This window comes from Christiangramia sediminis (assembly GCF_020552705.1).
Classification (GTDB): domain Bacteria; phylum Bacteroidota; class Bacteroidia; order Flavobacteriales; family Flavobacteriaceae; genus Christiangramia; species Christiangramia sediminis.
In genome coordinates, this window is the sequence record NZ_JAJBZG010000002.1 from 513,926 (window position 1) to 535,750 (window position 21,825).

Consider the following 21,825-nt stretch of genomic DNA (forward strand, 5'->3'; position numbering starts at 1 on the left):
ATTTAATTGTATTTGGGTGATTTTCTTAATAAAGAAGCACCCAATTCACATTGCAAGCATTTGTTAGCATTGCAATATTCCGTCTTTAACTGCAGCAATCCCTGTGAATGCATGGCTGTAACTGCCGTATTGGGGCGTAATGTATTAAAAAGCTCTATCACTGTATTCTTCTCAGATTTTATTTCATTTATAAGATCCTGAAGAGATTGTTCATCCTTTTCCTCGATAAACTGAAAATAACTATGCTTTATGGGGATGATACAATTTATTATGATAAGGTCTAGAAATGAAGAACTCAGCTTTTTATCCTTTTTTAGTTGAGTTTTTCCAAAGTTATAATGGCATTTCCAATACGGGGAAATATTCAATTTAAACAGATCTTTAATTGACTGTACGTCTTTTGAATACATTATATCCTGAAAAATGCTCTTTCTTTTAGAATATACAGAAGCAAGTTGGGCCAGTCGTATGGTAGGAAAATTATCAGGTCTTAACCTGAAAAATTGCGGAGATTCGAGAAATTCATTTTCCAGGGAAAATTTATGTTTTAAATAAATATATTCTTTCTCCAGATCAAGACCGTATTGATCTACATTCTTAATAATACCGGCCTGTCCTAAAAAAAGAGCCTCCAGTGAAAACTGATTCCCAGATAATTTCTGCACAAGCTTAAAATCCAAATTAAGCGCCATGTTCATAAAAGCTTCAGCATTCACTTTCGAGCCAAAACTTCTGGAAAGCATAATAAATAAAACTGCATCCCAGTTATTTCCTGTTTTCCTTAAAAGATCTAGAATAAGATCTGATTTCTTTTCCAGCCGTTCAAAGAACATGCGCTCTAACCAATGTTGTATTTGAAATTCAGAAAAATTTCCAAAGTCCTTTTCACAATTCAACTTAAAATGGTCTTTTTCTAGAAGACTTTTGTAGGTTTCAAGAATGCTATCATCAACTTTATCATTCAAAATGAGCGTGGGAATAATAGAACGATCGTTACGGTATATTTCAACATCGTGTTCCCAGACCACATGAAGTATCACATTATCGTAGGCTGGATCTTTTTCATGCTGATGCGCATACCAGTCTGAAGATTTTAAGTGCATCTCTACATTTCCTGCCCAGAGCTGCTCGCCTATTTGTATTTTTGCATTGAAAAAATCTGGTCCCGCTAATTCATTCTGGAAACCGGGATGGAGTATTTTTAATAGCTGCCTTTCTGAAGTTTTTAGAGCTTCAGTATCATATTTTCGGAACTTCCATAAATGATATAAAAAATCCTCTCTCACCTTTCAAATATATCAATTTAAACAATTGATAATTAGAGGCTAAAGAATTTAATTAAGGTAATTTATCTGCCACCTGATTCACTATCTGATCTACCCAATATTGATACATTAAACCGCTGGGATGAAGCCCGTCGCTGGCAACCAGATCAGGATTATTTTCTGCATCGCGGGAAATAGGAGTGATATTATAAAAAGGGACATTGAATTCATTGGCTACCCTTCTAAAAATCTCATTAAACCTGTCTATCTCTGCACTGATCTCTTCCTGATTTGAAGATCCAAAAGGAGTGTAACCGTAATCTGGAATACTTAGGGCAAAAACTCCCTTTTCCATAGTTTTTGAATGGTTTATCGCCTTTCGGAAGATCGTCCTGAGGTCTTCCTCATATTCGGTGGCCGGTTTACCCTGGTATTGATTATTTACACCTATAAGGATAGAAACTAGATCAAAGTCCCGCTGAATATTTAATTCGTTTTCCATTCCTCTCAGAAGATCTTCGGTGGTCCAGCCCGTCTTGGCGATAATTTTAGGAGCTGCCATTTTATAGCCTCTAGCTCTAAGCTGCTCTGCCAATTGTACCGGCCAGCGCTCTGTCTCTACCACACTCTCTCCTATAGTATAGGAATCTCCCAGAGCGAGGTAAGAATAATTTGGTTCAGCAGGCTCTTCATTATCCCGAACATCTACGGTAGAGCTACAGGAAAAAAGAATAAGGCTTAAAAACAGAAAGTAGATTTTTTTCATAATTATCTTTTGAGGCCTGAAAATAACATATTTGAAATTATCCTGAAATTTTTAGATTGAGTTTAGCCTTTTCTTAGCAAAAAAACTCTTCCGTATGCTGGAAGAGTTTTTTAAAATTCTTAAAAATTTCGAATTATGCCGCATCCCTGAATTTAGGATTTATAAATAATTCGCCATTCTTCAATTTTTGCCAGTAAACATTCATGTCCCCTCTTACTTCAGAAGACATTATATAAAGACCTATTATATTAGGAAATGACATGGCCAGGATCATCATATCGGAAAAACTTAGAACTGCTCCAAGACTTACTGATGCTCCAACTACCACAAATAAAAGGAATAGAACTTTATATATAATTTCAGATTTTTTACTTTGTCCAAATAAATAGGTCCAGGATCTCATTCCATAATAAGACCAGGATACCATCGTGGAAAAAGCGAATAAGAATACTGCTAAAGCAAGTACCGCAGGAAACCAGGAGATCACACTCCCAAAAGCGTCTGCAGTTAATTCTACCCCCTGCATACCTCCATCAACTTCGTGCATTCCGGTAAAAATAAGAACCAAAGCGGTCATGGTACAAACCACCATAGTATCTATAAAAGGCTCAACCAGGGAGGTAAATCCGTCTGCTATAGGGTTCTCAGTTTTGGTAGCACTATGTGCAATCGCTGCTGAACCAACCCCGGCTTCACTTGAGAATGCAGCCCGCTGGAGACCGATGATAAGCACTCCTATAAATCCACCTTTCATAGCACTGGCTGATAAAGCTCCATTATAGATCGCAGAAAAAGCTCCCCCAATATTTTCAATATTAACTCCAATTACCACCGCACATCCCAGGATATATATTATTGCCATTACGGGAACCACCTTACCGGTTACGCGGGCAATACTATTTATACCTCCAAGAATTACAGCTCCTACAAGAAGTGCAAAAACAATTCCGAACCAAAAGCCCTGTCCCTCTAAAAAAGGGAGCTGTTCAGAAACAATTTTAAATGCTTGATTAGACTGAATCATATTTCCGCCCCCAAATGAGGCTCCAACACCTAGTACGGCAAATAAGCCTGCAAGAAATTTACCCAGGCCTTTCATGTTTCTTTTCTCCAGACCATACCGTAGATAATTCATTGGTCCTCCAAAAATTCTTCCGTCTTCATTTATCTTACGATACTTAACCCCCAATGTACATTCTGTAAACTTCAGAGACATTGCAAAAAATCCGGCGGTAAACATCCAGAATGTTGCCCCTGCACCTCCAAGAGAAATCGCCACGGCTACCCCGGCAATATTACCCAGACCCACGGTAGCAGAAACTGCGGTAGCCATGGCCTGGAAATGAGTAATGGTTCCCGGAGCATCCGGATTATCAAATTTTCCTTTGGCCAGTTGAATGGAATGTTTGAATCCCCGGATATTTACAAAGCCAAGTCTTAGGGTAAAAAAGATACTTCCAAGAATTAGCCAGATAACTATAAATGGAATCGCATTTTTTCTAACATCTCCATTTGGGTGGTGTAAAGGTTGTGGATCGTCATATTTAACCTGAGCGATCATATGAGCATTTTGCTCGATGACATCTTCTTTATCGTTGGGATCAAAGATCTCACCACCTTCCTTAACCAGGTAAGACACTTGTCCCGAAGCATCGGAATAAACATCAATCTCTTCCCCTGCATCACTTTGAACTACAGCTATTTTATCTCCTTCAGAAACAGAAGTCCCTTCCTTCACCAGCCATTTCGCGAGAGAGTAGGAGTTATTGGTCGTCGCATCCCAACTTGGAATCGGGATTTCCTTCTGATCTGTATAAACTACCGGATCATAGATCCCAATTGCTGCAAAAGGATCCCAGAAAAGGATATTGCCCAAAAAATCTACGGCAGGCTGTACTTTACTATTGAATATTTCGGTAATTGAATTCGCTTTTATGCTAAAATCCTTCTTAACGGTATTACCTTCAGAATCTGTAACGGTAACTGAATAATCAAGACCTTCTATAAGACCCTGAGCTTTTTTAGAATCAAGAGCAACACTTTGTTTGCTCCATTTAAACTGGTAAGGTGGCTGACCTCCCTGAACTTTTACACGAGTCTCGCCATCATTGATCTCCTGGGTGGGGTTGATAAGCTTTAGAGAAACCTCCAGATCTGAGGCTTTCTTTTCCTCATTTTGAGCATTTACAATAAGAGTTAATATTAAGAATAGACTGGTTAATAACCATGAATTCTTTACCATATAAAATATTTTTCATTAAAATTATAGAAAGTACACTTTCAGAATTTAATCTATGTATCCCATTTTTCTCATCCACTCATCATTGTACATTTTACCAACATATCGGCTTCCATGATCGTGAAAAAGCACTACCACCACATCATCCTTCTTAAAATGTTCTTTTAACTGAAGTAATCCTTTTGCTGCTGCACCTGCACTATTTCCCAGAAAAAAACCTTCTTCTTTAGACAGCTTTTGAGTATATACAGCCGCATCCTTATCAGTAACCTTGGTAAAACCATCAATGACACTAAAATCTACATTCTTCGGAAGGATATCTTCTCCAATACCTTCAGTCACATAAGGGTAGATTTCTTTTTCATCGAAAACTCCGGTTTCGTGATATTTCTTAAAAACAGATCCGTAGGTATCGATTCCCCAAACTTTAATATTTGGATTTTTCTCTTTTAAATATTTTCCAACGCCAGAAATAGTTCCACCGGTTCCTACTCCAACCACAAAATGAGTTACTTTTCCATCTGTCTGTTTCCATATCTCGGGACCGGTAGTTTCATAATGAGCCTCACGATTTGCAAGGTTGTCATACTGATTAACATACCAGGAATTTGGAGTTTCTTCTGCCAGTCTTTTTGAAGTTGAATAATAAGAACGAGGATCATCCGGCTCAACATCAGTAGGACAAACGATCACTTCACTTCCAACTGCCTTAAGAATATCCATCTTTTCCTTACTCTGCTTATCACTTAAAACACAGATCATTTTATAACCCTTTACAATGGCTACCAGGGCAAGGCCCATCCCTGTATTTCCTGAAGTACCTTCAATAATAGTTCCTCCAGGTTTTAACCAACCTTTTCTTTCAGCATCTTCAACCATCTTCACCGCCATGCGATCTTTAACAGAATTCCCGGGATTAAATGTTTCATATTTTGCAAGTACCAGTGCATCTATCTCCTCCACGATCTTGTTCATCTTAACCAGTGGAGTATTTCCAATTGTACCTAATATATTTTCAGCGTATTCCATTTTCAATTTTTAAGAGTGCAAATGTAAAAAATCCTGCAGCCTTAAACCAAGGATTACAGATGCTTATATTTTGGTCGGCAATTTTTATTCGAACTTAATTGCTTTTACCGGAGATATTTTTGAAATGATCACGGAAGGGATCAAAAGCATTAACATGCAAAGGAGTAATGTTCCCAGGTTCACGGCAAGTATATAATCCCAGTTGAGATAAATAGGGACTTCAGTTACATAATAAGTACGTGGATCTAAAGGGATTAATTTAAAATATTTCTGAAGCGCTAAAATTCCTATTCCTATTAAATTACCCCAGAACAATCCCAGGATAATCAGGTACCCGGCATTATAAAGAAATATTTTCCTGATTCCCCAGTCTCCCGCACCAAGCGCTTTTAAAATTCCGATCATCTGGGTACGTTCTAATATCAACACCAGCAGGGCCGTGATCATATTGATCCCCGCTACCAGGATCATAATTCCAATAATAAGAGCAATATTAAAATCAAAAAGAGATAACCATTCAAATATCGAATAGTACTTCTGACTTATGGTTTGGGTGTCCAGAAAAGATCCTGTATTCTCATAAACTTCATTTCCTTTTTGATCCAGTTCATCAAAATCTTCCACAAAAACCTCAAAATTTCCTACCTGATCGTCTTCCCAATTATTGATACGCTGAATATGCCTGATATCGGCAATGAGATAAAGTTCATCAAATTCCTGAAATCCTGATTCATAAATACCGGTGATCTCAAAACCTCTTGCCAATGGACGCTCACTATTTTCCCGCAGAAAATAGGTTGGAACTTTATCTCCAACCTCTAATTGAAGCCGGTTAGCCAGATATTGTGAAATAAGGATCTCATCATTCAGGTTATTAGAAAAATCGGGAAGTTTCCCAGCCGTCAAAAATTCTTCGAAGTAATCCCAGTTATAATCGTCTCCAACTCCTTTTACGATAATTCCTTCAAAATCTTCTTCGATTCTTATGACCCCGAATTTAGTAGCAACCGCCTGAATATGCTTTATTCCCTCTACGGTAGTAAATTCCGGATAAAAATCCTGATCTTTTGATACGGGAATCAAAGATACCTTTGAGCTATTATTATCGTAACTGGAAATATTAATGTGCCCGTTGAAAGCAGCGATCTTATCCCTTATTTTTTCCTGTAGACCCAGGCCGGTAGCAAAGGATACAAGCATCATGATAACACCAATAGCAATCGCCGTGATCGCTATTTTTATTATAGGTGCAGATATGCTACTTTTATATTTTTTAGCGCTGATTAGACGCTTTACAACGAAATACTCGAAATTCAATATCCTATGATTAAGAGGTTGCTCAAAAGTACATTTTTATTCTTTCTTATCGGAACTCTTTCCTGCGGAAACACGCACAAGCAATCTGATCCTACATCAGAAAAAGTTACGGAAACGAAAATACCGGAACCTGCCTCGGCAGAAATAATTACGGGAGCAAGCAGAACTGAAGAATATCTGCCTCTTCTGAAAAATAAAAATATAGGGATCGTAGGCAATCAAACTTCGATCATCAAGACTGAAAAAGGCAATTATACCCACCTGGTAGATTCATTACTAAGTTTGAATATTAAGATCGAAAAAGTTTTTGCTCCGGAACATGGTTTTCGGGGAACTGCTGATGCCGGTGAAATCGTAAAGAATGGTATAGATACCAAAACGGGGCTTCCTGTGGTCTCGCTTTATGGCGACAGCAAAAAACCCACTGCCCAAGCTCTCAATAATATTGACCTGATGATCTTTGATATTCAGGATGTAGGCGCCAGGTTTTACACCTATATCTCTTCCTTACATTATATAATGGAAGCCTGTGCTGAGAATGATATTCCGCTTTTAATTTTGGACAGGCCAAATCCCAACGGACATTATATAGATGGACCTATCCTGGAACCCGAGCATAGCAGTTTTGTGGGTATGCATCCTGTTCCTGTAGTCCACGGAATGACGATTGCTGAATATGCTCAGATGATCAATGGTGAAAAATGGCTGAAAAATGGAATTCAATGTGAACTGAAATTAGTGAAAATGGAAAATTACGATTATTCCAAAGCATATTCCTTGCCGGTAAAACCATCGCCGAATCTGCCGAACGACAAAGCCATAAACCTCTATCCCAGTTTATGTTTTTTTGAAGGCACCAATGTCAATGCCGGCCGCGGGACTACGAATCAGTTTCAGGTTTTTGGGTCCCCTTTTTTAGATAAAGAATTTTACAATTACTCGTATATTCCGGAACCTATGGATGGAGCAAAATATCCCAAACATTCTGGAAAAACTTGCTATGGAAAAAATTTAAGTAATTCAGAAAAACTAGATTCTCTGAATTTGGAGTGGCTCATCGAGGCCTATAATCGCACTAACAATAAGTCTGAATTCTTTAATTCGTTCTTTACAAAATTGGCAGGAACAGAAAAACTTCAGGAACAAATTGAAAACGGTAATTCCTTTCAGGAAATCAGAAATAGTTGGCAAGAAGGATTGGAGAGCTTTCGAAATAAGAAACAGCAATACTTACTTTATAATTAGGATATATGAGAGAAATTTTCTTCTGCGCCCTGCTTTTATTAGTAATAGGTTTCACTATTAAAATGTTCTTACATGTATTGAATAGCCAACTTAGCGTGCTGTCTAAAATCATATGGTGCCTCGTCATAATAACAACTACGCTACTGGGAGCAAGTTTATATTTTATTTCTGACCATGGAAAAAGTCAAAATAAATTGTAAAATGTTTTTAAACTATTGAAATAGAATTAAACTTTAAAGACAAAATTTCAGCAGAATTTTAGAAAATTATTTCAATCTTTTTTTCATTTCCTCCACGATGTTATAAGCTGCAGGACACACTGCCGTATTCCTTATCGTGATATTTGAGATCTTATGAAAGTCTTTTCTATCTGTATGAGGGTATTCCCTACAGGCTTTTGGTCTTTTTTCATAGATGGAGCAGTAATTATCGGCTCCCAGAAATGGACAGGGAACTTGTTGCAGTACAAAATCATTCTCCTCATCAAGCCTTAGGTAAGTATCTATAAATTCACCGGGTTTCATCCGGAAATGCTTCGCTATTCTTTCAATATCTTTCTGCGTAAATAAAGGTCCGGTAGTTTTACAACAATTCGCACAGGTAAGACAATCGGTTCTTGAAAATTCATCCTCATGAAGTTCAATCATAATAGCATCGAGATCTTTCGGAGGTCTTTTCTTTAGCTTAGAAAAGAACTTCCTATTCTCCTTCTTCTTATCTTTGGCCCTTTCAGGTAAACTTTTTAGAATCTCTTCCATTGGACAAAAATAAGGATATATTCGGCATCGCCCTCAAAGCATTTTATGAAGAAAATGACAAAACAGCTATCAATGTACATTCACCAGATTTTGATGATGACATTATTCCAGTAGAATATCTTTTCAGGGATTTCGAAGAAATGCCTAAAGTAGAACAAACCGCATTAAAACGTTGTAAGGGTAAGGTTCTCGATGTTGGCTGCGGGGCCGGAAGTCATGCTCTATATCTTCAGAAAAATAAAGACCTACAAATACATGCTATAGATACTTCGCAAGGCGCTGTGGAGATCGCTAAAAAAAGAGGGGTTGAAAGTGTGACCCATCAGGATTTCTTTCATATCGAAAATGAAAAATTTGATACTATTCTTATGCTCATGAATGGAAGCGGAATTATTGAGAAACTGGAAAATCTTGAAAATTTCTTCCAACACTCCAAATCACTATTAAATGAAGGCGGGAAAATATTGATGGACTCTTCTGATCTTATTTATCTTTACGAGGATGAGATTATAGATCCTGATAAATATTATGGAGAATTTGAATATAGCGTGAGTTACAAAGAGTTTAAAGCAGATAGTTTCAACTGGCTTTATATAGATCCTGAACTTTTAATGAAATACGCTGAAGCAAATGGTTTTCAATGTGAAATATTGGAAGAAGGTGAAAATCATGATTACCTGGCCGCTCTAAGACTTAAACAGTAATTTATTCACAAAAAAATCTTCTGACAGATCTAAAAAAATAGCTAAGTCACTATTTTTCATATTTTTGCCACAATGTATTATACTTATCATGATTAAATTTAGAAAGTTATTTATATTTTTCTTTGCTGTTTCTCTAGTTGTTTCCTGTACAAGAGATAATCCGAATGACCCCGGAAGTGGTGGCGTAAATCGCACCGCCAACCTCAAAAGCCTTGGCTCCTCTGCTTCAGACCTACTCAATGATGCCACCTTCACTTCCATGAATATTGAAATAGTTTATGTAGAAGGAAACCGCCCCACAGATGAAGCAATTAGCAATTTCCAAAGTTTTCTACAAGCACGTATTTATAAACCAGATGGAATAGAAATTAATTTAAGAAGTGCTAATTCCTCTGGAAAATCTCCTTTTACGATTGAAGAAATTGTTGAGATAGAAAAGGATGAACGCACCGCTTATAATGTTGGAGATGAGATAGCAGTATGGATTTATTTTGCTGATGGGAGTAATGAAAAGGATACCAATGAAAAATTTGTTCTAGGTTCGGCTTTCAGAAATACATCTATGGTTATCTATGAAAAAACTATTAGAGCATTTGCTAGCAGAACCGGCGCTCCCAGCCGAGCTACTATTGAGGCTGCTACCCTAAATCATGAATTTTCCCATTTATTTGGACTTGTAGATTTGGGCACTCCCCCAGTTACAGATCACAAAGATCCTGAAAACGAAGGCCACTGTATCATTGAAGGCTGTTTAATGAGAGCTTCCATAGAATTTGGAAGTGGTGTGGTGAATGTTATTGATGGTTCAGGAATCCCGGAATTAGGAGATGCCTGTATTGAAGATCTACAATCTGCCGGAGGAAGATAAAGTTTTAATTAGTATCATAAAAAAAGCCGGTTTTGATACCGGCTTTTTTTATTTATGTATTTTACGTTTCTTATTTAAAAAAGTTAGGATCTAAATAATCTGGTGTACCATCACTATTAGTATCAGTATATATAATAGTTCCATCTTCATTAATAACAATCTCATCGATTGTTGGTGTTCCATCTCCGTCATCGTCTGAATCTGAATGATTAGGCAGTCCATCTCCATCTGTATCATCATTAAATACATCTCCATCTCCATCTAAATCTTCTATGAAAGAGGGTATTCCATCCCTATCATGATCTGCTTTCTTTACACGGAACATATTGATTTTAAAAATTAAAGGAGAATAATCGGGAATCGCTACCGTTGGGGCACTATTAAAATATGCGAGGCCTGAAGGCATAAAAACTGCTCCAATACCATAATCATCATTCCAATCGATTGTATTATCAGCCTTTACCTTGAATCCGCTGGCTCCTCCGAATTCTTGAAGACCTTCATTAAACCCCTTTACAGTTCCTCCTCTTGGAGCAAAAGAACCTGTAGCGTTTCGTGCTAAATAAGCTACCAAACTAAACCATACGGGAGTTTTTAAATTTCCATCAAAAACATCACTGGTTAACAGTTGACCTTCATAAGTAACCAGGGTGGAATCTGCAAATTTAGGTTTTGCACCTACACCTTCTCTAACTTTCAAAATGTATAATTGCTGATCTACCCCTTCGTTATTGATAGTTTTAGTGATAAGTTTATCTGAATCTATAATTGGAGTTTTATCTCCATTTTCTCCGGAAATTGTATCAATCACTATTTGATAATCGAAATTTTCTGCGGGATTTTCAAATTCTTCGTAATTATAAAAATGGGTAGAAAGATAATCGATCAAAGCCTGATCATCCTCAATAGCCACCTCTCCTCTATCCCTTGGAGGAACCGGAGCTGGATTATCATCATCTTCATTATCACATGAAAAAACAAGAAAAGCGGTTAGGCAAATCAGTAAAAGTTTGTTTATTCTCATCAGAATTCTATTTTGGAGCCGCAAGATACAATAATCTTGTATTTTTGCTCAATATTGAACGTTGATTTAGAGGTCAAATTATGAGAGTTGATAAGTTTTTATGGTGCGTGCGATATTTTAAGACCCGAAGTATTGCTACGAATGCTTGCAAGACAGGGAAAGTAAGGCTTGAAGATGAAATATTGAAACCATCAAAAGATGTGTTTCCCGGGGATAAATTAAGGGTAAGAAAAAACCAGATCAATTACGAAATAGAAATACTGGACTTACCAAAAAGCCGGGTGGGTGCAAAACTGGTCAACATCTATGTTCATGATATCACACCAAAAGAGGCCTTCGAAAAACTTGAACTCCTTAAATATTCTAAAGATTATTATCGTAAAAAAGGCACTGGGAGGCCTACCAAAAAAGATAGAAGGGATATCGATGACTGGTTTGAAAATGCAGAAGATGATATAAAGGAAAAACCAGATAAAGAAAATGAATAAAGAATTTTGGTCTTCGCGATATAAGGAAAATAATACCGGTTGGGATGTAGGTCAGGTATCCACACCTCTAAAAGAATATATTGACCAGTTGCAGGACAAGAACCTCAAAATTCTTATCCCCGGCGCAGGTAATTCTTATGAAGCCGAATATCTTTTTAAAAAAGGTTTCAGAAATATCTGGATCTGTGATATTGCAAAAGAACCTATTGTGAATTTTAAAAAAAGGCTTCCTCAATTTCCCGAAAGTCAAATCCTGAATGTTGATTTTTTCGAATTAAATGATCAATTTGATCTTATCCTGGAACAAACTTTTTTCTGTGCTCTTCCGGTTGACCTCAGACCTGATTATGCAGAAAAATCTTCTGAACTTCTAAAGTCTGGTGCTAAGTTATGTGGACTACTTTTTGACTTTCCACTTAGTCCGGATGGCCCTCCCTTTGGAGGTAGCAAAGAAGAATATTTGACGTATTTTAGCCCTTACTTCAAAATTAATATTTTTGAGAGGTGTTATAATTCTATAAAACCAAGACAGGGGAAAGAATTGTTTTTTAATTTCAGTAAAAAGTAAAAGATGAAAGAACATCACTTAATCTTAGACCAAAAACAAATAAAGCACAAGATACGCCGTATTGCCTATCAAATTTACGAAAGCAATGTAGAAGAGAAGGAAATAATTATCGCAGGGATAGCTAAAAATGGCTTTATTCTGGCTGAAAAACTGGAAAAAGAGCTACATGATATTTCTCCACTTAAAACCTCTTTATGCAAAGTAGAAATAGATAAGAAAAATCCCCTGGGAGAAATTAAAACTTCATTAAGTGCGGAAGAATATACTAACAAATCTATCATCCTCGTAGATGATGTTCTAAACTCTGGTACTACTTTGATCTACGGAGTACGCCATTTTCTTGAAGTTCCTCTAAAACAGTTCAAGACTGCTGTTCTTGTAGATAGAAACCATAAAAAATACCCGGTTAAAGTAGATTTTAAGGGTATTTCCCTTTCTACTTCTTTGAGTGAGACCGTACAAGTGATCTTTAAAAAGAATAAAGAGGTGGTAGAATTATCCTAGACTTTCCTGAATTTTTGCAATAATTTCTTCCGAAGATTTATCATTACAATATATAATATAATCACTTTGATTATAATAGAAGCCTCTTTCAAAGAGATGCTTTCTAATAAACTCCTCCAGTTTATTTTTTTCTTCTAAATGACTAATCATTGGCCGGTGTGCTTTTTCAGCTTCCAGTCTTTCGGTGAGGTTTTCAATATTCAATTTAAGATAAAAAGAGGTTACCTCGTTACTGGCTTGGATAAGCTCCATATTATTACCATAACACGGAGTTCCCCCACCTAAAGAAATGACTACATCTTCTTTTAATGCAATTATTTCTTCCAGTATCTTACGCTCTAATTTTCTAAAAAAGATCTCTCCTTTTTTTTGAAAAATTTCATTGATCGTAGAGTTTTCACGTTTTTCGATTTCTTCATCAAAATCTATAAAATTTTGATCAATTCTCTCTGCTAACCGCTTTCCTATATAAGATTTCCCAGAACCCATATAGCCTAGTAAAAATATTTTCATTATCTAATCTGCTTAAAATGAGACAAAGGCAAAACTATGATAAAATTATAGCAAATAAGGCTTGAAAAATAAATTAATCAATGTATATTTGCACCCGCATTCGCAAAACGACGGATGTTTTTTATTGATCTGGTAGCTCAGTTGGTAGAGCATCTCCCTTTTAAGGAGAGGGTCCTGGGTTCGAGCCCCAGCCAGATCACTTTTTAGTTATAATTTTTTTTGCTTCAAAAGCGTTTCTTATGGAAAACTAGAGGAGCCTAATTAAAATCACTGAATACGTTCAAAATTTATTTTGTTCTAGATCTGGTAGCTCAGTTGGTAGAGCATCTCCCTTTTAAGGAGAGGGTCCTGGGTTCGAGCCCCAGCCAGATCACTTCTTAGTTCTAAACCGGTAACTTTTTTCGGTTCTATTATTTAACTCAGCCTTATGGATCACTTATTTCCATAATCTTTTACCCGGGTGCTGGAATTGGTAGACAGGCATGGTTGAGGGCCATGTGTCCATTAGGGCGTGCGGGTTCAAGTCCCGCTCCGGGTACTACTTTATAAAATACTTCTTAGATACACTCATTGAAAACTGGCTATTTAGCCATATTTTTTTGTCCTATTTTTCTTTTGTTTAATTATTTAACCATAAAATTAAACATTTTAACATTTCAATTATCAGAATAAGCTTTATAATTGTTTAGTTTTGTTTAACTCCTATAATCAAACATGGAACATATAAAGCAAAATTTCAGTATTAAAGACCTCGAACATCTTAGTGGAATAAAAGCCCACACCATTAGAATTTGGGAAAAAAGATATGATATTCTAAATCCCGACCGAACAGATACTAATATTAGAACCTATAATGGTGATAATTTACAAAAGCTCTTAAACATAGCTTTCCTTAATAGCCATGGTTATAAAATTTCCCGAATTTCCAAAATGCAGGAAAATGAGATTAATGATCTGGTTAAAAGAATTTCCGCATCAGCAAGTGAAGAAAACAGGGCCAGGAACTCTTTCAAGCTGGCCATGATGAACTTTGATGACAGGCTTTTCCAAAGGACCTATAATAAATTGAGAGAAAAGAGAGACTTCAGAGAGGTTTTTCATGATGTCTTTCTACCTCTGCTTGAAGAAATCGGCCTCCTATGGCAAACCGATACCATTAAACCAATTCACGAACATTATATCGTAGAATTGATCAAGCAGAAGATCTATTTAAATATAGCCGATCTCAAGGCTGAAATTCCTAATGAGGACGACGAAAAACTATATGTTCTTTTTCTTCCTGATAACGAAATTCATGATGTAGGTATACTTTACCTGAATTATGAATTATTAAATGCAGGTAAAAATGCCATTTACCTTGGTCCAAGCCTGCCCTTAAGTAATATGGATTATCTTATGGAAATCCATAAGAACATAGTTTTCGTAAGTTATCTTACCGTCTCGCCTTTAAATACTAATATTCATGAATTCATCCAGGACTTTCAGGATAAGATATGTCAGGAAAAATATCATGATTTCTATTTATTTGGACAAAGAACGAAAGAAATTGATAAGGAAAAGCTTTCAAGCAACATTAAAGTAGAGCATTCTATTTCTGAATTTATTAATAGCCTTTAAATACCCCTAATGCCTCAAAAAATAAATATTATAGGATCAGGTTTTTCCTCACTCGCAGCCTCCTGTTATTTAGCTAAGGCTGGCTATCAGGTAGAAGTATTCGAAAAAAACAGCAGCGTTGGAGGTAGGGCCAGACAATTCAAAAAAGATGGCTTTACATTTGACATTGGTCCTACCTGGTACTGGATGCCTGATGTTTTTGAACGCTTTTTTTCAGACTTCAACAAAAAATCCTCAGACTATTACAGCCTTGAAAAATTAGATCCTGCTTATCAGGTATATTTTGGCAAGGATGATTCAGTAATTATTCCTGGGTCTCTGGATGAGATCTTTGAAAGTTTTGAAAAGGAAGAGACGGGAAGTTCAAAAAAACTTCAGAAATTTATTACGAAAGCTCGCGACAACTATAATATCGCAATCAAGGAATTGGTATACCGCCCGGGGATTTCTCCAATGGAATTAATCACGCCGGAGACAGCAAAAAGATTGGGAAGGTTTTTCACCAATATCAGCAGTGAAGTAAGAAAGGATTTTACAAATCCCAAACTCAGAAAAATACTGGAATTTCCTGTATTATTTTTAGGCGCAAAACCAAGTGACACCCCGGCTTTCTACAGTTTTATGAATTATGCCGATTTTGGTCTTGGCACCTGGCATCCCACCGGTGGAATGTATAAGGTTATTGAAGGTATTAAGGAGCTGGCTGAATCTCTGGGTGTTAAATTTCATCTGAATTCACCCGTTCAAAAAATTATTACGGAGAAAGGAAAGGCCAGAGGAATAATGGTTAATGGAAAAGAATTTACCGCCGATATCATTTTATCGGGGGCAGATTATCACCATTCAGAGCAGCTCTTACCGGAAAAACTAAGACAATATTCTGAATCTTACTGGAAAAAGAAAACTTTTGCCCCTTCCTCCCTTCTATTCTATGTAGGCTTCGATAAAAAAATAAAAAATGTTTCTCATCATACCCTTTTCTTTGATTCCAGCTTCGAAGATCATGCGAAAGACATTTATGATGATCCAAAATGGCCAGATAACCCCTTATTTTATGCCAGTTTTCCGTCAATAACTGATGGCACTTGTGCTCCCGAAGGAAAGGAAGCCGGAATATTTTTGATTCCATTGGCTCCAGATCTGGAAGATACGGAAGAACTTAGAGAACATTATTTCAATATTATTCTTGAACGTTTTGAAAAAATCACCGATCAAAAATTGAAAACAAATATTATATTTAAAGAATCCTTCTGTGTAAAAGATTTTAAAGAAGCTTACAATTCCTATAAAGGCAATGCTTACGGAATGGCCAATACACTTTTCCAGACGGCATTTTTAAGACCTAAACTAAAAAGTAAAAAAGTTGACCAACTTTATTTTACGGGACAATTAAGCGTTCCGGGTCCCGGTGTACCACCCTCCCTTATTTCAGGGAAACTTGCCGCGGGGCTTATTGAAAAATATGAAAAAAATTAATATGAAAGCTATCTTTGACATTGTATCCAGAGAATGCAGTAAGACCGTAACCAATTCTTACAGCACTTCTTTTTCTCTGGCTACTAAAATGCTTGCCCCTTCTATAAGGCAGGATATTTATAATATTTATGGATTTGTGCGATTTGCTGATGAGATCGTAGATTCTTTCCATGATTATAACAAGGAAAAACTTTTTGCAGATTTCGAAACTGATCTGTATAAAGCCATAGACTCAAAAATTTCTTTGAACCCCATATTAAACTCCTTTCAGGAAACCGTACATAAATATGCTATTCAGCCAGAACTCTACAGTGCATTTATGGACAGTATGCGTTTAGATTTACATAAGTCTGAATACTTAAGCATGGAAGAATATAAGCAGTATATTTACGGAAGCGCTGATGTGGTTGGTCTTATGTGCCTTAAAGTCTTTGTAAATGGAGATAAAGAAAGATATGAAGAGCTTAAAGAATCAGCGATGAGCCTGGGTTCTGCATTTCAAAAAGTAAATTTCTTAAGAGATCTAAAGGCAGATTATGATGACCTAAGCAGAAGTTATTTTCCCAATGTTGATCTTTCCCAGTTGAATGAAGTTAATAAGGAGCAGATTATTCTAGAGATAGAAGAAGATTTCCACAAAGGCTTAAAAGGTATTGCTCATTTACCGGTAGAAGCTAAATTTGGTGTTTATACAGCTTATATTTATTATAGAAAATTATTACAAAAATTAAAGAGAATTCCGTCTCTCGAGATTAGGAAACGTAGAGTAAGAGTACCAAATTATCAAAAAGCAGGTTTACTTGCAAAATCCTACATTTCGTACCGGTTGAATCTAATATAAAATTATAAAGAAATGAATGTTTTATTATGGATAGTAGTATTTCTGGGAACTTTCATGATCATGGAAGGAATGGCCTGGTTTACCCATAAATACGTAATGCATGGTTTTTTATGGAAATTACATAAAGATCATCATAGAAAGGACCACAGCAGTTGGTGGGAAAGAAATGATCTCTTCTTTGTATTTTATGCTTTGGTAAGTATAGGATGTTTCTTATTATGGAGATATGAAGATATTTGGATAGGTCTTCCCATCGGGCTGGGAATTCTGGCTTATGGGATCACTTATTTTACGGTGCATGATATTTTTATTCACCAGCGTTTTAAGATTTTCAGAAACGCTAATAATAAATACGCGAAAGGAATTAGGAGAGCTCATAAAATGCATCATAAACATTTAGGAAAAGATGAGGGTGAATGCTTCGGAATGCTTTTCGTACCTTTCAAATACTTCAAAAAATAATAAAATCTTCAACTAAATGATAACGCCAGATTATTACTACGTCATTGTGGGTGGTGGTCTGGCGGGACTTCAACTCGCTCTAACAATAAATCGTGATCTCTTTTTTAAAGGAAAGAAAATAGCGATAGTTGAACCATCCAGTAAATCTTCTAACGATAAAACCTGGTGTTTCTGGGAGGAAGGTCGTGGTAAATGGGATCATTTAGTTTCTCAACAATGGCATAAGGGAAAATTCATTACTTCTGAATTGACCAAAGATCTTCAGTTGGCTCCCTATTCATATAAAATGTTGAAATCCCTGGATTTTTACAATTATGTAAAAGCTGAGCTGAAAAATTCTGAAGATATTATTTTTATTAAAGATAAGATCACAAACATAGACCAGGTAACCAGAACTGCCATTGGTGAAAAAGATAATTATACGGCCACACATTTCTTCGACAGCCGGCCTCCTACAGACTTTAAAAATGACGAGAAATCGTCAGTAATTTATCAGCATTTTAAAGGAATAACTATACAGACCGATAAAGATCATTTCGATCCCGAAGTGTTCACGATGATGGATTACAGGATCAAGCACGAAGAAAGTACTTGTTTCACCTATATTCTTCCTTTATCAAAAAATAAAGCACTTATTGAATTTACTTTTTTCACTCCCTTTCTTACTGAAGATGTTGTTTACGATCGTAAGCTTGAAGAGTACATCAGAACTATTCTGAAAATAAAGGATTATAAGATCATAGATTCGGAAAAAGGAATTATTCCAATGACTGATTATCCTTTTCATAAGTTCAATACAAAATATGTGACCAGGATTGGAACCGCAGGAGGCTGGGTAAAGGCTTCTTCAGGCTATTCCTTTAAGAATACCGAGATCAAAGTGGATAAGCTTATAGATAACATTAAAAGTGGCTTAAAACCTTCTACAAATCTCTTTAGTAAGAAATTTCAGAAATACGATGCTATTTTTCTGGATGTTCTGGAAAAACGCAATGATCTGGGAGAATCGCTTTTTACAAAATTCTACACCAAGAATTCCATTCAGGATATTTTCAGGTTTTTGGATGAAGAAACCAGTTTTTCAGAAGAGTTAAAGATCATGCTATCTTTATACCACCCTCAATTCCTGAAATCTTTTTTTAATAAAGTCTGATCTTTATTCTGCTATAAGTTTATCCAAAGTCTTTCTAAAACTTTCGCTATTCCAGTCGGCAGCACCCACTTTATCAATTACTATACTCCCGTTTTTTGAAAGTACATAAGTGGTTGGCAGGGTTCTTCCATCCATAGGCTCCGGAGCTTTGGTTAGCATTTTATAGGAAGGCAGGGTAAATCGCTTTCGTTTCATATAATTATCCACAGTTTCATGCTGCTCTCCGGAAACGAATAAAAAAGTTACTTTATCGCCATAATCTTCATATAATTCCTGAAAACTTGGCATTTCTGCGATGCAGGGAGGACACCAGGTGGCCCAGAAATTGATTACGATCACTTCATTTTCAAATTCTGAAAATTCAATTCTTTTACCCCGATTGTTTTCCAGTACCCAATCATAACTGGCAATTTTCTCCCGGTCCTCTTCATCGTTTACTGAAGGAGCGAAGGAAATGAGTTTATTTACAAAGATCTGTATTGGTTTTCTCGTCTGCGGAATGATCATCGCCAGTATGATTACGATAATAATAATATTAGACCACTGATTCTTGAATAATTTCATGTGATTGGAGACTAAATTTCTGCAAAGTTAAGACATAAAAAAACTCCCTGAAAAGGGAGTTCTCTTTTTATAATTTCAGCTGAAAATTAAGCTGCGTTTTGCTTCTTGATAAGGTTAAGTGCTGAACCGTGCTTATACCACTCAATTTGAGGCTGGTTATAAGTATGATTAGCCTTAATAGTATCCTTACTACCATCAGCATGGACGATCTCTATCGTTAACGGTGTATCTGGAGCAAAATTCTCAAGATCTACAAAATTGAAGGTATCATCTTCCTGGATAAGATCGTAATCGTTCTCATTCGCGAAAGTAAGACCTAACATTCCCTGTTTCTTAAGGTTAGTTTCGTGGATACGAGCGAAAGATTTTACCAATACCACCTTAACACCTAAGTGTCTTGGCTCCATTGCCGCATGTTCTCTAGAAGAACCTTCCCCGTAATTATGATCTCCCACTACTACCGTTGGAATTCCTTCTTTCTTGTATTCTCTCTGTACTGCTGGCACACCATCGTACTCCCCAGTCATTTGATTCTTAACAAAGTTTGATTTCTTGTTATAAGCATTTATAGCTCCAATCAAACAGTTGTTTGAGATATTATCTAAATGACCTCGGTAACGTAACCATGGTCCTGCCATAGAAATATGGTCTGTAGTACATTTACCCCAGGCTTTAATAAGCAATTTAGCTCCGGTTAGGTTTTTACCATCCCATGGCTCAAATGGAGTTAATAACTGAAGTCTTTCACTGTCTTCAGCTACTTTTACTTCAACACTGCTTCCATCTTCATTTGGAGCAACATATCCAGCATCTTCTACTGCGAAACCTTTGGTAGGAAGTTCAATTCCCTGTGGTTCGTCTAACATCACTTCTTCACCATCCTCGTTCATCAATTTGTCACGAGTCGGGTCAAAATCAAGACGTCCGGAAATTGCAATTGCTGCAACCATTTCTGGTGAACCTACAAAGGCGTGTGTATTTGGATTCCCATCTGCACGCTTAGAAAAGTTACGGTTAAAAGAATGCACGATCGTATTCTTCTCCTCCCCTTTTCTGTCTGAACGATCCCACTGACCTATACATGGTCCACAGGCATTCGTAAAGATTGTCGCATCAAGATCTTCAAAGATCTGAAGCAATCCATCTCTTTCTGCTGTAAACCTAATTTGCTCAGATCCCGGGTTAATTCCGAAATCAGATTTTGCTTTTACTTTTTTATCTACTGCCTGTTTGGCAATAGAAGCTGCCCTGGTCAAATCTTCATAAGAAGAGTTTGTACAGGAACCAATAAGACCCCAATCTACATTAATTGGCCAGTCGTGTTCCTTAGCTTTTTTACTCATTTCAGAAATAGGAGTAGCAAGATCTGGAGTAAACGGCCCGTTAAGGTGAGGCTTCAATTCATCTAAATTGATCTCGATCAATTCATCAAAATATTGCTCTGGATTTGCATAAACCTCATCATCACCAGTTAAGTGCTCACGTACTTCATTTGCTGCATCGGCAACATCTGCACGATTTGTAGCTCTTAAATAACGCTCCATAGAGTCGTCATAACCAAAAGTTGAAGTAGTTGCACCAACTTCAGCTCCCATATTACAGATAGTACCTTTACCTGTACAGGAAAGATTACGTGCACCTTCACCAAAATATTCAATAATAGCGCCTGTTCCACCTTTTACAGTTAGGATACCGGCTACTTTAAGAATTACATCTTTCGAAGAAGTCCAACCAGAAAGTTTTCCGGTTAATTTAACTCCAATAAGTTTCGGGAATTTAAGCTCCCATGGCATCCCTGCCATTACATCAACAGCATCTGCTCCACCAACACCAATGGCTACCATTCCCAATCCACCTGCATTCACAGTATGAGAATCTGTACCAATCATCATTCCTCCAGGGAAAGCATAGTTTTCCAGAACTACCTGGTGAATAATACCTGCACCCGGCTTCCAGAATCCAATTCCGTATTTATTTGATACTGATTCCAGAAAATCGAAAACTTCACTACTACTTTTATTAGCAGATTGTAGATCTATCGCAGCTCCCATTTTCGCCTGAATGAGGTGATCACAGTGAACAGTGGTAGGAACAGCAACCTGCTTCTTACCAGCCTGCATGAATTGCAATAATGCCATTTGTGCCGTCGCATCCTGACAGGCAATTCTATCTGGTGAAAATTCAACATAATCCTTTCCTCTGGTGTAAGCATCTTTCGCTGCTCCGTCCCATAAGTGAGAATAAAGGATCTTTTCTGAAAGTGTCAAAGGCTTACCAACAACTTCACGCGCAGTATTTACACGTTCTGCCATTTGGCTATACACCTTTTTAATCATATCAATATCGTATGCCATATTCTGTTTAATTTATGTTCTAAAAAAGTCTTGCAAAAATAGGGATTTTAAAGGGATTTTGAAAATTAGA

At 36.7% G+C, this 21,825-nt stretch carries 21 protein-coding genes and 3 tRNA genes; 14 read left to right on the top strand and 10 right to left on the bottom strand.

The window, feature by feature from the left end; all coding sequences use genetic code 11:
* Positions 1–2: 2 nt before the first annotated feature.
* The 5 genes from LGQ90_RS06700 to LGQ90_RS06720 form a co-directional block, all read right to left on the bottom strand.
* The gene (locus LGQ90_RS06700) at positions 3–1,286 is read right to left on the bottom strand and encodes a DUF2851 family protein (protein WP_229339436.1); all 1,284 of its coding nucleotides are present in this window, start codon (positions 1,284–1,286) and stop codon (positions 3–5) included.
* Between the two features lie 52 nt (positions 1,287–1,338).
* On the bottom strand, positions 1,339–2,031 hold the full coding sequence (locus tag LGQ90_RS06705; protein ID WP_229339438.1) for an SGNH/GDSL hydrolase family protein: 693 nt from the start codon (positions 2,029–2,031) through the stop codon (positions 1,339–1,341).
* A 133-nt stretch (positions 2,032–2,164) separates the two neighbouring features.
* Positions 2,165–4,273 carry an amino acid carrier protein gene (locus LGQ90_RS06710; RefSeq protein ID WP_229339440.1) on the bottom strand — a complete coding sequence of 703 codons (2,109 nt, stop codon included), beginning with the start codon at positions 4,271–4,273 and terminating at the stop codon, positions 2,165–2,167.
* A 45-nt stretch (positions 4,274–4,318) separates the two neighbouring features.
* Positions 4,319–5,299: a PLP-dependent cysteine synthase family protein gene (locus tag LGQ90_RS06715; RefSeq protein WP_229339442.1), complete on the bottom strand. Its 981-nt coding sequence runs from the start codon at positions 5,297–5,299 to the stop codon at positions 4,319–4,321.
* An 84-nt stretch (positions 5,300–5,383) separates the two neighbouring features.
* On the bottom strand, positions 5,384–6,616 hold the full coding sequence (locus LGQ90_RS06720; protein WP_229339444.1) for an ABC transporter permease: 1,233 nt from the start codon (positions 6,614–6,616) through the stop codon (positions 5,384–5,386).
* A gap of 6 nt (positions 6,617–6,622) precedes the next feature.
* On the opposite strand from LGQ90_RS06720, the gene LGQ90_RS06725 reads away from it, so the two are divergent.
* On the top strand, positions 6,623–7,861 hold the full coding sequence (locus LGQ90_RS06725) for an exo-beta-N-acetylmuramidase NamZ family protein (RefSeq protein ID WP_229339446.1): 1,239 nt from the start codon (positions 6,623–6,625) through the stop codon (positions 7,859–7,861).
* Positions 7,862–8,127: 266 nt separating this feature from the next.
* Here the strand turns inward: LGQ90_RS06725 and LGQ90_RS06730 are convergent, their stop codons facing one another.
* Positions 8,128–8,619 (bottom strand): YkgJ family cysteine cluster protein, encoded by a 492-nt coding sequence (locus tag LGQ90_RS06730; protein ID WP_229339448.1) that lies wholly within the window; start codon positions 8,617–8,619, stop codon positions 8,128–8,130.
* Between LGQ90_RS06730 and LGQ90_RS06735 the strand changes: the two genes are divergently transcribed.
* Positions 8,619–9,323, top strand: a complete 705-nt coding sequence (locus LGQ90_RS06735; protein ID WP_229339450.1) for a class I SAM-dependent methyltransferase — start codon at positions 8,619–8,621, stop codon at positions 9,321–9,323. The genes LGQ90_RS06730 and LGQ90_RS06735 overlap by 1 nt on opposite strands.
* An 88-nt stretch (positions 9,324–9,411) precedes the next feature.
* Positions 9,412–10,191, top strand: coding sequence for a hypothetical protein (locus LGQ90_RS06740; protein WP_229339452.1), 780 nt, complete (start codon positions 9,412–9,414; stop codon positions 10,189–10,191).
* Between the two features lie 70 nt (positions 10,192–10,261).
* On the opposite strand, the gene LGQ90_RS06745 is transcribed toward LGQ90_RS06740, so the two are convergent.
* Positions 10,262–11,215, bottom strand: a complete 954-nt coding sequence (locus LGQ90_RS06745; protein ID WP_229339454.1) for an FKBP-type peptidyl-prolyl cis-trans isomerase — start codon at positions 11,213–11,215, stop codon at positions 10,262–10,264.
* 80 nt (positions 11,216–11,295) lie between these two features.
* On the opposite strand from LGQ90_RS06745, the gene LGQ90_RS06750 reads away from it, so the two are divergent.
* The 3 genes from LGQ90_RS06750 to LGQ90_RS06760 are packed head-to-tail and all read left to right on the top strand — an operon-like array spanning position 11,296 to position 12,775.
* Positions 11,296–11,703, top strand: a complete 408-nt coding sequence (locus tag LGQ90_RS06750; RefSeq protein ID WP_229339456.1) for an RNA-binding S4 domain-containing protein — start codon at positions 11,296–11,298, stop codon at positions 11,701–11,703.
* Complete coding sequence (locus tag LGQ90_RS06755) at positions 11,696–12,271, top strand: TPMT family class I SAM-dependent methyltransferase (protein ID WP_229339458.1); 576 nt, start codon at positions 11,696–11,698, stop codon at positions 12,269–12,271. Before LGQ90_RS06750 ends, LGQ90_RS06755 begins: the two co-directional genes overlap by 8 nt.
* Positions 12,272–12,274: 3 nt before the next feature.
* Complete coding sequence (locus tag LGQ90_RS06760; protein ID WP_229339460.1) at positions 12,275–12,775, top strand: phosphoribosyltransferase domain-containing protein; 501 nt, start codon at positions 12,275–12,277, stop codon at positions 12,773–12,775.
* Here the strand turns inward: LGQ90_RS06760 and LGQ90_RS06765 are convergent.
* Positions 12,767–13,288 carry a shikimate kinase gene (locus tag LGQ90_RS06765; protein WP_229339462.1) on the bottom strand — a complete coding sequence of 174 codons (522 nt, stop codon included), beginning with the start codon at positions 13,286–13,288 and terminating at the stop codon, positions 12,767–12,769. The genes LGQ90_RS06760 and LGQ90_RS06765 overlap by 9 nt on opposite strands.
* Before the next feature lie 126 nt (positions 13,289–13,414).
* On the opposite strand from LGQ90_RS06765, the gene LGQ90_RS06770 reads away from it, so the two are divergent.
* The 8 genes from LGQ90_RS06770 (at position 13,415) to LGQ90_RS06805 (ending at position 18,837) form a co-directional block, all read left to right on the top strand.
* A tRNA-Lys gene (locus LGQ90_RS06770) sits at positions 13,415–13,487 on the top strand.
* A gap of 101 nt (positions 13,488–13,588) precedes the next feature.
* Positions 13,589–13,661 (top strand) — tRNA-Lys (locus LGQ90_RS06775).
* Between the two features lie 81 nt (positions 13,662–13,742).
* Positions 13,743–13,826, top strand: a tRNA-Leu gene (locus LGQ90_RS06780).
* A 176-nt stretch (positions 13,827–14,002) separates the two neighbouring features.
* Complete coding sequence (locus tag LGQ90_RS06785) at positions 14,003–14,905, top strand: MerR family transcriptional regulator (RefSeq protein ID WP_229339464.1); 903 nt, start codon at positions 14,003–14,005, stop codon at positions 14,903–14,905.
* A 9-nt stretch (positions 14,906–14,914) separates the two neighbouring features.
* Complete coding sequence (locus LGQ90_RS06790) at positions 14,915–16,381, top strand: phytoene desaturase family protein (RefSeq protein WP_229339466.1); 1,467 nt, start codon at positions 14,915–14,917, stop codon at positions 16,379–16,381.
* Position 16,382: 1 nt separating this feature from the next.
* Positions 16,383–17,222, top strand: a complete 840-nt coding sequence (locus LGQ90_RS06795; protein ID WP_229340059.1) for a phytoene/squalene synthase family protein — start codon at positions 16,383–16,385, stop codon at positions 17,220–17,222.
* 12 nt (positions 17,223–17,234) lie between these two features.
* Positions 17,235–17,684, top strand: coding sequence for a sterol desaturase family protein (locus tag LGQ90_RS06800; protein WP_229339468.1), 450 nt, complete (start codon positions 17,235–17,237; stop codon positions 17,682–17,684).
* Between the two features lie 16 nt (positions 17,685–17,700).
* The gene (locus LGQ90_RS06805; RefSeq protein ID WP_229339470.1) at positions 17,701–18,837 is read left to right on the top strand and encodes a lycopene cyclase family protein; all 1,137 of its coding nucleotides are present in this window, start codon (positions 17,701–17,703) and stop codon (positions 18,835–18,837) included.
* A 3-nt stretch (positions 18,838–18,840) separates the two neighbouring features.
* Here LGQ90_RS06805 and LGQ90_RS06810 read toward each other — a convergent pair whose 3' ends face one another.
* Together LGQ90_RS06810 and LGQ90_RS06815 are read right to left on the bottom strand one after the other, a co-directional pair.
* On the bottom strand, positions 18,841–19,401 hold the full coding sequence (locus tag LGQ90_RS06810) for a TlpA family protein disulfide reductase (protein WP_229339472.1): 561 nt from the start codon (positions 19,399–19,401) through the stop codon (positions 18,841–18,843).
* 86 nt (positions 19,402–19,487) lie between these two features.
* A complete protein-coding gene (locus LGQ90_RS06815) occupies positions 19,488–21,755 on the bottom strand; it encodes an aconitate hydratase (RefSeq protein ID WP_229339474.1) in 2,268 nt (755 codons plus the stop codon).
* Positions 21,756–21,825 lie beyond the last annotated feature (70 nt).

Excerpts from the sequence above, each read along its gene's own strand:
- LGQ90_RS06740 (WP_229339452.1), top strand. The coding sequence starts at position 9,412 with ATGATTAAATTTAGAAAGTTATTTATATTTTTCTTTGCTGTTTCTCTA.
- LGQ90_RS06725 (WP_229339446.1), top strand. The coding sequence starts at position 6,623 with ATGATTAAGAGGTTGCTCAAAAGTACATTTTTATTCTTTCTTATCGGA.
- LGQ90_RS06730 (WP_229339448.1), bottom strand. The coding sequence starts at position 8,619 with ATGGAAGAGATTCTAAAAAGTTTACCTGAAAGGGCCAAAGATAAGAAG.
- LGQ90_RS06805 (WP_229339470.1), top strand. The coding sequence starts at position 17,701 with ATGATAACGCCAGATTATTACTACGTCATTGTGGGTGGTGGTCTGGCG.
- LGQ90_RS06750 (WP_229339456.1), top strand. The coding sequence starts at position 11,296 with ATGAGAGTTGATAAGTTTTTATGGTGCGTGCGATATTTTAAGACCCGA.
- LGQ90_RS06810 (WP_229339472.1), bottom strand. The coding sequence starts at position 19,401 with ATGAAATTATTCAAGAATCAGTGGTCTAATATTATTATTATCGTAATC.
- LGQ90_RS06800 (WP_229339468.1), top strand. The coding sequence starts at position 17,235 with ATGAATGTTTTATTATGGATAGTAGTATTTCTGGGAACTTTCATGATC.
- LGQ90_RS06815 (WP_229339474.1), bottom strand. The coding sequence starts at position 21,755 with ATGGCATACGATATTGATATGATTAAAAAGGTGTATAGCCAAATGGCA.
- LGQ90_RS06745 (WP_229339454.1), bottom strand. The coding sequence starts at position 11,215 with ATGAGAATAAACAAACTTTTACTGATTTGCCTAACCGCTTTTCTTGTT.
- LGQ90_RS06705 (WP_229339438.1), bottom strand. The coding sequence starts at position 2,031 with ATGAAAAAAATCTACTTTCTGTTTTTAAGCCTTATTCTTTTTTCCTGT.
- LGQ90_RS06765 (WP_229339462.1), bottom strand. The coding sequence starts at position 13,288 with ATGAAAATATTTTTACTAGGCTATATGGGTTCTGGGAAATCTTATATA.
- LGQ90_RS06795 (WP_229340059.1), top strand. The coding sequence starts at position 16,383 with ATGAAAGCTATCTTTGACATTGTATCCAGAGAATGCAGTAAGACCGTA.
- LGQ90_RS06710 (WP_229339440.1), bottom strand. The coding sequence starts at position 4,273 with ATGGTAAAGAATTCATGGTTATTAACCAGTCTATTCTTAATATTAACT.
- LGQ90_RS06760 (WP_229339460.1), top strand. The coding sequence starts at position 12,275 with ATGAAAGAACATCACTTAATCTTAGACCAAAAACAAATAAAGCACAAG.
- LGQ90_RS06790 (WP_229339466.1), top strand. The coding sequence starts at position 14,915 with ATGCCTCAAAAAATAAATATTATAGGATCAGGTTTTTCCTCACTCGCA.
- LGQ90_RS06755 (WP_229339458.1), top strand. The coding sequence starts at position 11,696 with ATGAATAAAGAATTTTGGTCTTCGCGATATAAGGAAAATAATACCGGT.
- LGQ90_RS06715 (WP_229339442.1), bottom strand. The coding sequence starts at position 5,299 with ATGGAATACGCTGAAAATATATTAGGTACAATTGGAAATACTCCACTG.
- LGQ90_RS06785 (WP_229339464.1), top strand. The coding sequence starts at position 14,003 with ATGGAACATATAAAGCAAAATTTCAGTATTAAAGACCTCGAACATCTT.